Source organism: Brachyspira pulli (genome assembly GCF_036997785.1).
Lineage (GTDB): Bacteria > Spirochaetota > Brachyspiria > Brachyspirales > Brachyspiraceae > Brachyspira > Brachyspira pulli.
On sequence record NZ_JAWLQI010000023.1, the window covers coordinates 1 to 13,365 of the forward strand.

Sequence of the window (13,365 nt, forward strand, 5' to 3'; positions counted from 1 at the left end):
TTATACAATATCCAATCTCCAAGCTCCAAGCTCCAAGCTCCAAATAAATTTATAATTTCTAATAATAATTTATCAATCAAAAATACACAATTAATAAAATACAGCATTTCTTTTATCGTTGCAAAAATTTTAATTAATAAAAATTTAATAAATATATTTTTTAAGGAGAAAAATATGAAAAAACTTTTAATTACATCAATGATGTTATTATCTTTATTTATTATAGGATGCGGAAATAAAACTACAGCTCCTACAACAACAAATAATAATAATCATTCACGATCTTTTACAGGTAATTTTACATTTGGAACATTTGGTAATGCTTCTGCTTTATCAATCAATGAAGATGGAAGTATTTATATGAATATGGATAATGTTTTATTAACGATAAAAAAAGAAATGGTTACTAAAATATCCGATTCAAAGTACCAAATAAAAGGACAAATGCCTACTGTAAAATATGATACTTCATCAGCAGCTGCAAAATCAATAATGTTTGCTCAAAGTGCTTCTGATATGAATACTGTAGATGTTTCACTTAATTTAAGCGGTACAAGTTTATCATTATCTGGAAAAATTAACAATGATAATGTAAGCGGCAATTTAAAAGAAGTAAATGGATATATACCAAGTGATTATGTTGGTGTATATTATATAGGTGATGATAAATATAATACTGAAATTGAAATAAGGTCTGATGGTTATATAACTATGAAAGGAAAGCAAGATGGTATTGTTGTTGTAGAACAAGAATATACTGATAAATTAATAAAGTTATCTGAAAATGAATATATATTAAATCATAATTCTGCCAAAAGAAATATACCAAGCACTGGTACAATAAGTTTTGCTGATGCAGAAAGTATTGTAATAACAGAAGCTGAAAAATATTATAATATATCTCAAAAATCTACTCTAAAATTTGAAAACAATACTATGATAATTACAGTTCAAGGATTAATAGTTACTTATAAAGATGTAGATACGATAGGAAAACAGATTGAAAAGGTTAGAGAAGACAGGGCATATCTTAAAGAAGTTGACTATTCATTATTTTCATTACAATTAACAGATGAATCTTCTGATACATTTACTAAAAAATAATCAATTATATAAACTAACAATAATAAAAGGCTTGAGTTAATTCAAAATTGAAAGGCTTTTATATATTAGTTTATTATACAAGCATTAATAATAGTTAATAAATAAAATATATTTTTTAAGGAGAAAAATATGGAAAAACTTTTACTTACATTGATAATGCTATTGTCTATATTAGGCATTAGCTGCGAAAAGAAACCTACAGCCCCAAATACTACTAATCCTAATAATACAGGTCATTCTCAATCCTTTACAGGTAGTTTTACATTCGGAACATTTGGAAATGCATCTGCTTTATCAATCAATGAAGATGGAAGTATTTATATGAATATGGATAATGTTTTATTAACTATAAAAAAAGAAATGGTTACAAAAATATCCGATTCACAGTACCAAATAAAAGGACAAATGCCTACTATAAAACTTGATACTTCATCAGCAGCTGCAAAATCAATAATGTTTGCTCAAAGTGCTTCTGATATGAATACAGTAGATGTATCACTTAATTTAAGCGGCGGAAGTTTATCATTATCTGGTACAATTAATAATAATAGTGTAAGCGGAAGTTTGAAAGAAGTAAGCGGATATATACCAAGCGATTATGTTGGGGTGTACTATATAGGTGATGGTATAAACGATTATGGATTTGAGATTAAATCTGATGGAATAGTTGTTAATATAGAACTTCAAAATGGTAATGTAATATATCATAAAGGATATACTGAAAAATTAATAAAAGTGTCTGACAATGAATATATATTAAATATAAACTCTTTGGAAAATAATACACCTTCTACAGGTCCAATAAGTTTTGGAGAGGCAGAAAGTATTGTAATAACAGAAGCTATGAAATATTATAATATATCTCAAAAATCTACTCTAAAATTTGAAAACAATACTATGATAATTACAGGTCAAGGATTAATAGCTACTTATAAAGATGTGGATACTATAAAAAAATATATTGATGAAGTTGCAAAAGACAATAAATATTTAGAAAAACTTGATGATATTGAACGCCGTAACTTATTTTCATTATTTTCATTACAATTAACAGATAAAACTTCTCAAATAATAAATAAAAAATAATAAATCATAATAAGTTAGAAATAATAAAAGGCTTGGGTTCATAAAAAACTCAAGCCTTTTTAAATTTAACTAATTTATAAAATTAATCAAAAAGTTCGTCTATTTTATCTCCTGCTTCATCTAATGCCTTTTCAGCTTTCTCACCTGCTTTCTCGATTTTATCTTCTGCTTTGTCCATTGATTTTTCTATTTTGTCAGTTACTTTATCAATTTTCTTTTCCACTTTGTCATCTTCGCATGATATAAAGATTATTGACATTATCATACAAAAAATAAAAATAATTTTTTTCATAAGAATTTACTCCATTTTAATTTATTTCAACAATAAAAATATTATTTATTCAGCTAATGAACAATAAAGAATAGCCCAATAAGTATTTTTAGCATTTTTGTATATACCTACCCCAATGTAAGTATAGTCTATATCCAAAATAGATGAAGAATCGTTAGGGTCTTTGATCATAGCCCTAAAAATTCCATCTGCTGTTTGATGTCCGCTTCTTATGGATTCACCATAATATGCCACTCTAATATTATTGTCTGTATAAACTGTATATATATCTCTGCCGTCCGGTCTTGATGATTCAAATACTTCTGCTATCTCCTCTGCTCTTATTGCTGCTACATTCTTTAATTCATCGCTTGTCTTATACTCATAAAGACCTGCTTTTTTCCTTTCAGCATTAATCAATTCAAGTAATTTAGCCGCTTCTTCAGGATCCTGAGAAAACAAAGGCAAAGAATATACTAAAATACAAAACAAAAATAAAACTATATTTTTCATAATACTATCCTAAATAAAAACTATATATTTTAAAAGCATTATAATAGATAATAGTAAAACATTTTGTACTACTTTTTTGTTATTACATCAAATATCCGTTACTTTTTTCTAAAACTTCAGCATATTTTTTTACGCCGGTATTAACATTCATGAAACTTTTATCATAACCAGCATTTCTTAACTTTTTCAAATCTGCTTGAGTATATTTTTGATATTTACCTTTTAAAGCATCTGGGAAAGGTATATATTCTATTTCAGCACTAGAATAAACTTCTTTTAACGCCTTAGCTATTTCAACAAAACTTTCTGCATTTCCTGTACCGCAATTGAATATTCCTGATTTATCTGCATTTTCAAAGAAGAAATTATTAACTGAAACAACATCATCAATATGAACGAAATCTCTTAAGAAATTTTCACTTCCTTCAAATATTTTCATCTTTTCGCCTGCTTTAATTTGATTAAATAAATGGAAAGCTACTGATGCCATTCTGCCTTTGTGATTTTCTTGTGGGCCATAAACATTAAAATATCTTAATCCTACAACTTGAGTATTAACTTTATTTTCTCTAAATAATTTATTTAAATATCTGTCAAATTGATATTTTGAAAAAGCATAAACATTCAAAGGATACTCATTTTTTTCATCTTCTTCAAAACCATTTTCACCATTACCGTATACAGAGGCACTTGAAGCATAAAAAAGTCTTATTTTATTGTTCAAACATATATGAAGAATATTTTTTGTATATTCATAATTATTTTTCATCATATATTTACCGTCTGTTTCCATAGTATCAGAACAAGCACCTTGATGAAATATTGCATCTACTTTATTTTTTCCTACAAATGAAGTTAAATAATCTAAAGTAAAGTCTTCTTTATCCATATAATCTTTAAACTTAATTCTATTTAAATTCTTATGTTTAGAAGCATTCTTTAAATTGTCAACTATTAATATATCATCGATACCTAAATTATTTAATCCTCTTACTATATTAGAACCTATAAATCCAGCTCCGCCTGTTACTATAATCATATTTACACTCCTATAATTTTATTTTGTTAAAATAAATTAACTATTAATTTTTTTTATAATATTTGTAGTAGAATAACCGTTTACAAAATCAATCAATATTGTTTCTTTTGCATATTCTCTGCCTACCACATTTTCTATTTTATAGTCGCCGCCCTTTACTAAAATATCTGGTTTTACAATCTTTATCAATTCAAGAGGTGTATCCTCATCGAATATAGATATAAAAGTAATACATTCCAAAGCAGCTAAAACTATAGCCCTATCAATCTCATTATTTATTGGTCTGTCATTACCTTTTAAACGCTTAACAGAATCATCACTATTAAGTCCAAGTACAAGTAAATCTCCCAATTCTCTAGCCTTTTGTAAATACTCAACATGTCCTCTATGAAGTATGTCAAAACAGCCGTTTGTAAATACTATTTTTTTATTTTCTTTTCTATATTCATCTAGTATACTAGATAAATTATTTCTTTCTATAAGTTTTTTATTCATATTAAAATCTATTCCAACTATATATTTATTTAATTATAGCATAGAACATATTAATAACAAGAATATAAAATTGCTAATATTTATAAGATTTGAGCAAAATATATAATAATGCTATATAAACCGATTATACTTCTATAGTAAGTCCGTCATAAGCAGGATGCATATTAGAAGGAAGTTCTCTTTCTAAATGCCTATGCAATACATCATGTGTCATATGCGTAAAATAAGCCTTTTTCACTCCCAATTTATCAGCTATATTAACGGATTCCTGTAATGATAAATGTGTATGATGCGGTCTGTATCTTAAGCCATTCAAAACTAAAATTTCTGTACCTTCTATTAATTTAAAACTTTCATCGCTTATGAAGCTGGCATCAGTTATATAAGTAAAATTATTAAATCTATATCCTAATATATCCAAAATACCATGCTTTACTGGAATAGGAGTAACTTTAATATCATCAAAAATCATAGTATTTTCAATATGATGAAAAACTACTTGTGGAAGCCCTCCTCCAACTTGAATCGGATTAAAAAAGAAATCATATTTATCTCTCAATATATCCATAGTATTTTTATTACCATAACAATCTATAGAATCATGCATAATAAAATTTAATGATCTTAAATCTACTATGCCTGAAGTATGATCAGCATGTGAATGCGTATAAAATACTGCATCAAGTCTGTCAATTTTTTCTCTTAGCATTTGATATCTGAAATCTGCTGAAGTATCTACTATATAATTTTTATTATTATGCTGAATTAAAATAGAAGAACGTGTCCTTTTATCTCTTTTATCTTTGCTGCTGCATACTTTGCATTTACAGCCTATCATAGGTACACCGTCAGAAGTGCCTGTTCCTAAAAAAGTTATCTTCATAAAATTGCACCTCCATTTATTAATACTAATTAATATTATATAATTTTTATTCTTAATATCAATAAGTATTTTTATAAATGAAGGTGCTCAAATACTAATTATATCGATTTAACTAATTTTCTTTATAATCCATTGATAAGATAAAGCATCTTCTAATATCTCACCAAGTAAAAGACCTATATTCATCAACTCTTCACCTGTATAAATTTTACTAGAATCATTTACTTTATACTGAGATTTTGCATCCAATCCTTGTAAACGTAAACGCTTAGTAACTAAATTAGGTCTTACATTTATTTGTACATAAGTAACAACTATTGTTTTTTCATCAATACTTTTATAAAGCCAAGCATATTCATTACCTGCATCTAAACCTTTTAAACGGTAAAGACTTCCAAATTGAACTGTACTTCTTATAGATTTATACAATTCTAATTTTTCGGATATAACTTTTTTATCTTCTTCACTGATCTTATTTAAATTAAGCTCTAATCCTAAATTACCCCAAGACGCAACATTAGCTCTTGTTTCTATTCTTTCTTTTCTATGAGTTTGATGATTAGGTATATCTGAAATATGACAAGCTAAAGATATTGAAGGATAAATCAAAGAAGCACCATATTGTATAGCAAGTCTTTCTATAGCATCAGTATCATCACTTGTCCAAACTTGAGGCATATAATAAAGCATACCAGCATCACATCTTCCGCCGCCGCCTGCACAGCTTTCAAACAATACATTAGGAAATGCATTAACTATCTTTTCCAATACGCTATAAAGTCCCAACATATATCTATGAGCCTGTTCTTTCTGTCTTTCAGGGCTTAAATAAGAAGAACCCATATTAGTAATATTTCTATTCATATCCCATTTAATATAAGAAATATTGTTTTTAGATAAAAGTTCTGTCATAAAATTAACTATATATTCGCATACTTCAGGATTGCTCAAATCTAAAACATATTGATGTCTTGAAGTTTCTATTTTTCTGTCTTTTACTTGAATAGCCCATTCTGGGTGCTTACGGAATAAATCACTATCAGGAGATACCATTTCTGGTTCAACCCATAATCCAAAACTTATTCCTTTTTTATTTACTTCATCTATTAAATTTGATAAACTTCCTCCAAGTTTTTTTTCATTAGGAGTCCAATCACCAAGAGAACTTTTATCATCGTCTCTTTTTCCAAACCAGCCGTCATCTAATACAAATAATTCAGCACCTATTTTATTTCCTTCTTCTGCTAGTTTCAATAAACTTTCCTTATTAAAATCAAAATAATTAGATTCCCAACTATTAATTAAAATAGGACGTTCTTTATAAGCATATTTTCTTGACATTAAACAATCTTGATAAAGTTTATGGAATGTTCTTGACATCTCTCCTAAACCTTTATTAGAATACACTAATACTACTTCAGGAGTTCGGAATTCTTCATTAGGCATTAATGTCCAACCGAAATCAAAACTATTTATCCCCATTTGAAATCTAGTATTCAAATGCATATCTACTTCAGCACTTGCAGTAAAATTTCCGCTGTAAACAAAATTCATAGCATATACTTCGCCGTTATTTTCATCAGTATTTGGAGATATTAAAGCTGCAAAAGGATTTTGTCCATGTCCTGAAGCTCCTCTTGCACTTCCTATAGACTGCATTCCCTGCTCTAATCTTCTTCTTTTAATATGACATTCTCTGCCCCAAGCACCTGCTAAATGTAAAAACTCAAAATTAGAATCTTGAATATCCATATTTGCTGAAGCTATTTTTTCTATATACAAAGAATCTGCAGAATTTTTATTTATAACTTTTACTGATTTAGTTATAGCATTATGTTTTTCAAATACTGCCAAAGTAATTATAACTTCCACTTGTTTCAAATCATCAAACAAAACTAATTCCAATACTTCACTGTCATCATCTGATAACACTGTAGGAAGTCCTTCTAATTTTTTCTTATTTTTATATATATTATGTGATTTATAACGTAAGTCTGTAATCCTTGAACCGTCTTTATGAACGAAATGAAAAGCAGGTTCTTTTAAATCTGTATAACCATAAGAAGGATATATTTGAGGTATAACTTCTAATTGGAATTTTTTTCTATTATCTGTATCAGCCATATAATTAGCTTCAGTAATACCGTCAATAATATAATCTATATCAATTGCTTCTATTCTGCTTCCCCAATATGGTAAAAATACATAATTGTCTTCATGAACCATTACAACCAAAGATGTAGAAATAGTGTTTAAAAAGAATAATTTTCTTTTTTTATCATTTTCAATAATGCTGATCATTTTTTATATCTCCTAAATATAGAAATAAATTCTTTGATAAATAATATAAATAATTCTAAAGTTTTCAATAGTATTAAATAAAAAATATTGAATTTATATGACTTTTTAACAAAAAATATAGTAATCGATTACATCATATAATACAAATTTTAAAAAAAATAAAATAATTAAGATTTTTTTTCCAATAATGAAATAACTTCTATATGATAAGTGTCCGCAAACATATCTATAATATTTAAATCTGATAATTTATAATAATCTTTAATTAAATTTATATCACGTGAAAAAGTCATAGGATCGCATGAAACGTATATAATTTTTTTAGGCTTAATTCTAATTATATTTTCTACAACGTTTTTATTTAAACCTTCTCTAGGCGGGTCTACTACTAAAACATCTATATCATGATTAATATTTTTTAAAGTTAATGCGGCATCTTCATTTATAATATTTATTCCATACTTTGAAGCAACAGCTGCTGAATCTTTACTTATCTCTGATGAAATCAATTTATAATCATTATTAAAATTATTTAAAACATTGAGTAAAGCTGAAGTAAAAAATCCGCTTCCCGCATAAAGCTCAACTATTATTCTGTCATTATCATTTAAATATTTTACAACTTCTTTTTGAAAATCATCTAATAAATATAAATTACTTTGAAAAAAAGTTTTATGCCCAATACCTACATCACCATATTTAGTTTTATAAACAATAGTATCATCACCATAACTTTTTATTGTTTTATTATGCTTAACACTAATTCCATTGAAATATTTATTAAAACATTTTAAATTAGTTTTTTTATTAACTTCAAGAAAAGCAATAGCTTCATTATTATTATTTTCTAAAGCATAGATACTGCCTGTTATATTATTTTCTGATATAAAATTTTTAATTCTTTCAAATAAGCTTTCTTTTAATATAACACATTCATCTATATTGACAAAATCATTAGTTTTAAATTTATAAAATCCAACTTTTCCATTAACAGAAACCATATTAACTCTAAGTCTGTAATTGTAATTATTATTATAAATAATTTTTATGTCATTATTATATTCAATATTTCTAACAGCATTCAAAACTATATTTTTCTTTATATCCAACTGTTTTTTATAATCAATATGATTAAATACACAGCCTCCGCAAATACCAGCATATTTACATTTTGGATTAATTCTATATTCTGACGGTTCTATTATCTTATTTATAGATCCATAAGAAAATTTTTTAGTTTCTTTTATTATATCAATATCTAATATATCATTTTCCACACAATGAGGCACAAATATTACTTTACCGTCATTATCTTTAGCAATTCCATATCCGCCATAAGCAGTATCAATTATTTTAACTTCCATAAAACAAACACAAATTAATTTTTTATTTAAATAAATAACTATTAATAATTAAAAAATCTAAAATTAGAATAAATATAAACCTTCAAAGTTTTTCTACTTCCTCTAAACTTAAACCTGTATTATCACTTATAAATTTATTATCGAGTCCTGATTTCTTAAGACTTTTTGCTATATTTATTGCCTTATTTTTTTCACCTTGTTCTATGCCCTTCTCTATACCCTGTTCTATGCCCTGTTTTATACCTTCTTCTTTTCCTAATCTTCTTTCTTCATCAAGCATTATTTGATTACCATATAAATATGCTTCTTTCTTCTCATATTCCATCATCATCAATTTACTTTTCACAAAATTATTATATTTTTTTGTACTTCTTCCATTATAGGTTTTTCTTTTACTATTTCAGACATAATAACCTCCCTACGAGCTGTAGCACCAAACCGCACCGTATTTCAAAATATTATGGATAGTCTTCTATAGGTGCGGCTGAATACATTTCATTACACCATAAATTTATTTTATTACTAATTATACTATAAGTATTATCTAAATTGAAATCTAACATTTTAATACTTATTAATCATCATATCTTTCACCATGCTTTAATAGCTTACTGTAATTAGCTGCCCAATAATAAAGTATACGTTCTGGAAATCTTGAATTGCCTTGAAGCTGAATTTCTATAATAACGACTGCTCCGTTTTGTGTAATACACTTTATATCAACTATGGTCTCTTTCAAATTTCTATTCTTTTTCAAATTAAATGGAGTAAGTATTTCCACAGAACGAAAAGTCTTCATATTGGCATTAAGCATTATAGAATTGATAAAATCCAAAAGTATAGATTCGCTGCTTCCCTTATCAGTAAAAAGGTAACGTATAAAATAATCATTTAAAGGATTAAAAGTTTTTACATTACTTAATTTCTCTCTCATAAATATATTATACTGAAAATATAAAGTTTGTCAAAATAAAAAATAATTAACAAATTAAAAATAATCTGAGAAATAAGCCTGTTCTTTTGGTATGATTGACTCCAATAAATTTATACCTTTAGTACTTGATTCTATTCTTCCAATTTTGTACAAATAAGAAGGTGTTTTATAACTCATAAGCATAGTTGTAAGTGTTTGAATATCCATTTTTACAATAAATCTATCTTTACCATTTCTTTTATATTCTTTATTCAATCTCTTACATACGACCTCTCTATTTTCGTCCCAATAAATCAGAAAACTTCCATTATTCCATTTTGCCATATTATCTTTTATTATCAAATTGATTTTTTTATTTTTTGGTTTTCTTAAAAAAGGATAATTGGCAATGAATCCTTTAACATCTGTAATTCTAGCCATTATATATGGTCTTATAGTTTCTTTTATCTCACTATCCTCAAGCAAAAAAGCTACAGGTTCATTAGTATAATTATAACCTTGAACTTTATCTACCATAGAAAAATGTGCTGATATATAATTCCAAAGTCCCAATCTTGCCTCAAAATTCAAATATACCATTTCCTTAACATGAAAAACATCATTTTCTATAACATATACTAAAAAGCCTTTAGCCTCTTCTTTTTCATCATAATATATAGCAACTATAGTATCATCAACGTCCCATCTCCAATATTCTTCCCATTCCAAATCACCTCTAATCAAAGCACCATGCCTAATATGTGAAAATTTATCATAAAGTCCTTTCAAATCCTCACTATCAGTAGCAACACGTTCTACCCTTCCCTTACTTGTCATAGTTTTTGGTAATTGAGTATCTTTAATAGTAAAACTCATTTTGTCAGAAATAATTTCCCAACCTTTCCTTCTATAAAATGGAATAGAATATGGGTACAATACAGATATGGTTTGTCCTTCTTTTTTCATGTTCTCAATGCTTTTTATCATCAAATCATTCATAAGTCCCAAATTAGAATATTCGGGATATGTGGCAACTCCTGTAACTCCAGCCATTTTATATATAACACCATGAATATTCATTTTCATAGGATAAACAGCAATTTGAGAAGCAAGTTTTTCACCGTCAAACCAGCCTAATACTTTGGCCTTGCTTAAAACAGCAGATTTAGATTGTTTTATTTCATCTATTTCATAACCTAAATTTATAAGTTCATTATTACTTACTTGAAATGCATATCTTAATAAATTATTAAAATCATCTAAATCTTCTATTGTTAAATATCTTATTTTAAATTTGTCTTTCTTTCTCTTTATTATGTTTTCTTTTGAATCTTCTTTTTTATTATGATTACTCATAAAAAATACCTATATCTTGATAATATAAAATAATAATACTAAAAATATTTATAATTGTCAATTTTAAAAATAAAGTGTTTAAAATACAAAATTAATTATTATCAGAATTTTCTATATTAGCCATAAAAAGCTCATCAGAAGGCAAAACTAAATTATCAACATCATCTTCTTTACCCTGACAAAGTTTGAAAAAATCACAAAACTCACAATGCCTTCCTACTTTTTTTTCAAAAGCTCTGTCATATCTTATATCATCAACAATTTCATCAAACCATTCTCTTAAATAATTAATAGATTCAGGAGTAAATTCTATAGTATCAAATTTATCATCTTCAAAATGATAATAAGAACCGCTGGTAACTTTACATTTAAGACCATCTAATATACAAGCATACAATTTAAGCTGTATAGTTTTTCTGTCTCTTTCATCATTATCTTCACCAACATCATAATATTTTGTGGTTTTATAGTCTACTATTTGTAAAGTACCATCAGCAGATAAATCTATTCTGTCTATTCTTCCAAATAAAATATAATCTCTGACCCTATTTTCCATATAGCTTTCCATTCTATATGGAACTTTCTGACCAAATGAATTAAAGAAATTAGAAAGCATATAAAGACCTCTTTCTCCTAATTCCTTTTCTTCTTCTCTACTATTAAAAAAGGCTCTTATGCCGCTTCTTTTCCACACATTTCTAAATATATTATGCAAATTATCCAATGTGCGTTCTTCAGCCCTTTGTTCATAGAATTCTTTACATGCTAAATGGATAGCATTACCAAAGATAAAGTAAACATTAACACTTCTCTTTTGCTTTTTGAAAGGTTTTTCTATATATGTATATCTATACTTCCTAGGACAAAGCAAATATGTAGACATGCTATATTCACTAAATCTTTGTAATTTCTTTGATTCCATAATTATTAATTAGAAGTTTATTCTGCTTCAGTAATTTCTGTTGTTTCAGCTGCATCAGCTGTTTCAGTAATTTCTGTTGTTTCAGCCACATCAGCTGTTTTAGTATATTTATTTAATAATGCTTCTATATCTGTATCAGTAGTAACATCAATAGGCTTTTTACCTTCTATATCAGCAATGTTAGCATCAGCACCATTTTTCAAAAGTATTTCAACTGCTCTGTAACTATCTGAAGCTGCAGCAAAATGTAATGGAGTCCAGCCATCATCATCTTGTAAATTAACATCTGCTTTATATCTAAGAAGTACAGATATTACTGGTACCTGATTATTCATAGCTGCCCACATTAAAGGTGTAGTTCCTGTATTATCACCAATATTTGCAATGTCAACACCAGAATTTCTTGCCGCACTAGAATCTAATATAGCACTTACAACATTAGCATATCCTCTTGCTGCAGCAATATGTATAGCCATAGCATCATCTATAGTATCTTTAGCTAATACATCAGCACCATAACTTAAAAGTATAGTTACTATATCATAATATCCATAATAAGAAGCAAGTAAAAGAGGTGTTTGTCCGTCTGCATACCATTTACTATCACCTTCTATAAATATAGTATCTACAGGCAAAACTGGATTCATATCTATTTTTTTATGAGATAATAATTCTTTAACTACAGCTGGTTTATTAGCTTTAACTGCTATATGCAAAGCAGACCAACCTTCTTCATTAACGCTATTAACATTTGTTCCTTGAGATAATAATTCTCTAATCTTTTTTATATCACCATTTTCTATAGATGAGAAAAATATGTTATTAGTACCGTTAGTAATATCTTGATTTTCAGCTTCCTGTGAATATAAGGCAAAAGTTAATAAAAATAAACTAATAATTATATATACCTTTTTCATAAATAATATATCCTCATAATATAATATTATAATAGTAAGAATTATAGTATAAAAATTTAAAATATACAATAAGCAATATAATAATTTTATATAATATTACTTGATATATTGACTTATATCAATTAATATTATATGATAAGGAGCATGTATTATGACACAAGACACAAGACACAAGACACAAGACACAAGACACAAGACACA

General features: G+C 26.8%; 12 protein-coding genes and 1 pseudogene. 2 read left to right on the forward strand and 11 right to left on the reverse strand.

Annotation, left to right across the window (positions count from 1 at the left end; translation table 11 throughout):
- The first annotated feature begins 174 nt into the window (after positions 1–174).
- Together R4K56_RS06700 and R4K56_RS06705 are read left to right on the forward strand one after the other, a co-directional pair.
- Entirely contained in the window at positions 175–1,104 is a 930-nt protein-coding gene (locus R4K56_RS06700; protein ID WP_335757940.1) for a hypothetical protein, read from the forward strand.
- Between the two features lie 129 nt (positions 1,105–1,233).
- Complete coding sequence (locus tag R4K56_RS06705) at positions 1,234–2,190, forward strand: hypothetical protein (RefSeq protein ID WP_335772901.1); 957 nt, start codon at positions 1,234–1,236, stop codon at positions 2,188–2,190.
- Between the two features lie 82 nt (positions 2,191–2,272).
- Here the strand turns inward: R4K56_RS06705 and R4K56_RS06710 are convergent, their stop codons facing one another.
- The 11 genes and pseudogenes from R4K56_RS06710 to R4K56_RS06760 all read right to left on the reverse strand — a co-directional run bounded on the left by R4K56_RS06710 (position 2,273) and on the right by R4K56_RS06760 (position 13,164).
- On the reverse strand, positions 2,273–2,482 hold the full coding sequence (locus R4K56_RS06710; protein ID WP_335772902.1) for a hypothetical protein: 210 nt from the start codon (positions 2,480–2,482) through the stop codon (positions 2,273–2,275).
- A 45-nt stretch (positions 2,483–2,527) separates the two neighbouring features.
- Positions 2,528–2,974 (reverse strand): CAP domain-containing protein, encoded by a 447-nt coding sequence (locus R4K56_RS06715; protein ID WP_335772903.1) that lies wholly within the window; start codon positions 2,972–2,974, stop codon positions 2,528–2,530.
- 82 nt (positions 2,975–3,056) lie between these two features.
- Positions 3,057–4,013 (reverse strand): ADP-glyceromanno-heptose 6-epimerase, encoded by a 957-nt coding sequence (gene rfaD, locus R4K56_RS06720; RefSeq protein ID WP_335772904.1) that lies wholly within the window; start codon positions 4,011–4,013, stop codon positions 3,057–3,059.
- Positions 4,014–4,049: 36 nt separating this feature from the next.
- Entirely contained in the window at positions 4,050–4,508 is a 459-nt protein-coding gene (rfaE2, locus tag R4K56_RS06725) for a D-glycero-beta-D-manno-heptose 1-phosphate adenylyltransferase (protein WP_335757936.1), read from the reverse strand.
- A 124-nt stretch (positions 4,509–4,632) separates the two neighbouring features.
- Positions 4,633–5,391: an MBL fold metallo-hydrolase gene (locus R4K56_RS06730; protein WP_297297496.1), complete on the reverse strand. Its 759-nt coding sequence runs from the start codon at positions 5,389–5,391 to the stop codon at positions 4,633–4,635.
- Between the two features lie 108 nt (positions 5,392–5,499).
- The gene (locus R4K56_RS06735; RefSeq protein ID WP_335772905.1) at positions 5,500–7,692 is read right to left on the reverse strand and encodes an alpha-galactosidase; all 2,193 of its coding nucleotides are present in this window, start codon (positions 7,690–7,692) and stop codon (positions 5,500–5,502) included.
- 167 nt (positions 7,693–7,859) lie between these two features.
- A complete protein-coding gene (locus R4K56_RS06740; protein WP_335772906.1) occupies positions 7,860–9,056 on the reverse strand; it encodes a class I SAM-dependent RNA methyltransferase in 1,197 nt (398 codons plus the stop codon).
- A gap of 82 nt (positions 9,057–9,138) precedes the next feature.
- Positions 9,139–9,990: pseudogene (locus R4K56_RS06745) on the reverse strand (Rpn family recombination-promoting nuclease/putative transposase).
- Positions 9,991–10,044: 54 nt separating this feature from the next.
- Positions 10,045–11,325: a GNAT family N-acetyltransferase gene (locus tag R4K56_RS06750; protein ID WP_335772907.1), complete on the reverse strand. Its 1,281-nt coding sequence runs from the start codon at positions 11,323–11,325 to the stop codon at positions 10,045–10,047.
- Between the two features lie 91 nt (positions 11,326–11,416).
- Positions 11,417–12,247, reverse strand: a complete 831-nt coding sequence (locus R4K56_RS06755) for a RecB family exonuclease (RefSeq protein ID WP_335758596.1) — start codon at positions 12,245–12,247, stop codon at positions 11,417–11,419.
- 17 nt (positions 12,248–12,264) lie between these two features.
- Complete coding sequence (locus R4K56_RS06760) at positions 12,265–13,164, reverse strand: ankyrin repeat domain-containing protein (RefSeq protein ID WP_335772908.1); 900 nt, start codon at positions 13,162–13,164, stop codon at positions 12,265–12,267.
- Between the last annotated feature and the right edge of the window lie 201 nt (positions 13,165–13,365).

Coding starts and splice junctions, on each gene's coding strand:
- R4K56_RS06750 (WP_335772907.1), bottom strand. CDS start 11,325: ATGAGTAATCATAATAAAAAAGAAGATTCAAAAGAAAACATAATAAAG.
- rfaE2 (WP_335757936.1), bottom strand. CDS start 4,508: ATGAATAAAAAACTTATAGAAAGAAATAATTTATCTAGTATACTAGAT.
- R4K56_RS06705 (WP_335772901.1), top strand. CDS start 1,234: ATGGAAAAACTTTTACTTACATTGATAATGCTATTGTCTATATTAGGC.
- R4K56_RS06730 (WP_297297496.1), bottom strand. CDS start 5,391: ATGAAGATAACTTTTTTAGGAACAGGCACTTCTGACGGTGTACCTATG.
- rfaD (WP_335772904.1), bottom strand. CDS start 4,013: ATGATTATAGTAACAGGCGGAGCTGGATTTATAGGTTCTAATATAGTA.
- R4K56_RS06700 (WP_335757940.1), top strand. CDS start 175: ATGAAAAAACTTTTAATTACATCAATGATGTTATTATCTTTATTTATT.
- R4K56_RS06755 (WP_335758596.1), bottom strand. CDS start 12,247: ATGGAATCAAAGAAATTACAAAGATTTAGTGAATATAGCATGTCTACA.
- R4K56_RS06710 (WP_335772902.1), bottom strand. CDS start 2,482: ATGAAAAAAATTATTTTTATTTTTTGTATGATAATGTCAATAATCTTT.
- R4K56_RS06715 (WP_335772903.1), bottom strand. CDS start 2,974: ATGAAAAATATAGTTTTATTTTTGTTTTGTATTTTAGTATATTCTTTG.
- R4K56_RS06760 (WP_335772908.1), bottom strand. CDS start 13,164: ATGAAAAAGGTATATATAATTATTAGTTTATTTTTATTAACTTTTGCC.
- R4K56_RS06740 (WP_335772906.1), bottom strand. CDS start 9,056: ATGGAAGTTAAAATAATTGATACTGCTTATGGCGGATATGGAATTGCT.
- R4K56_RS06735 (WP_335772905.1), bottom strand. CDS start 7,692: ATGATCAGCATTATTGAAAATGATAAAAAAAGAAAATTATTCTTTTTA.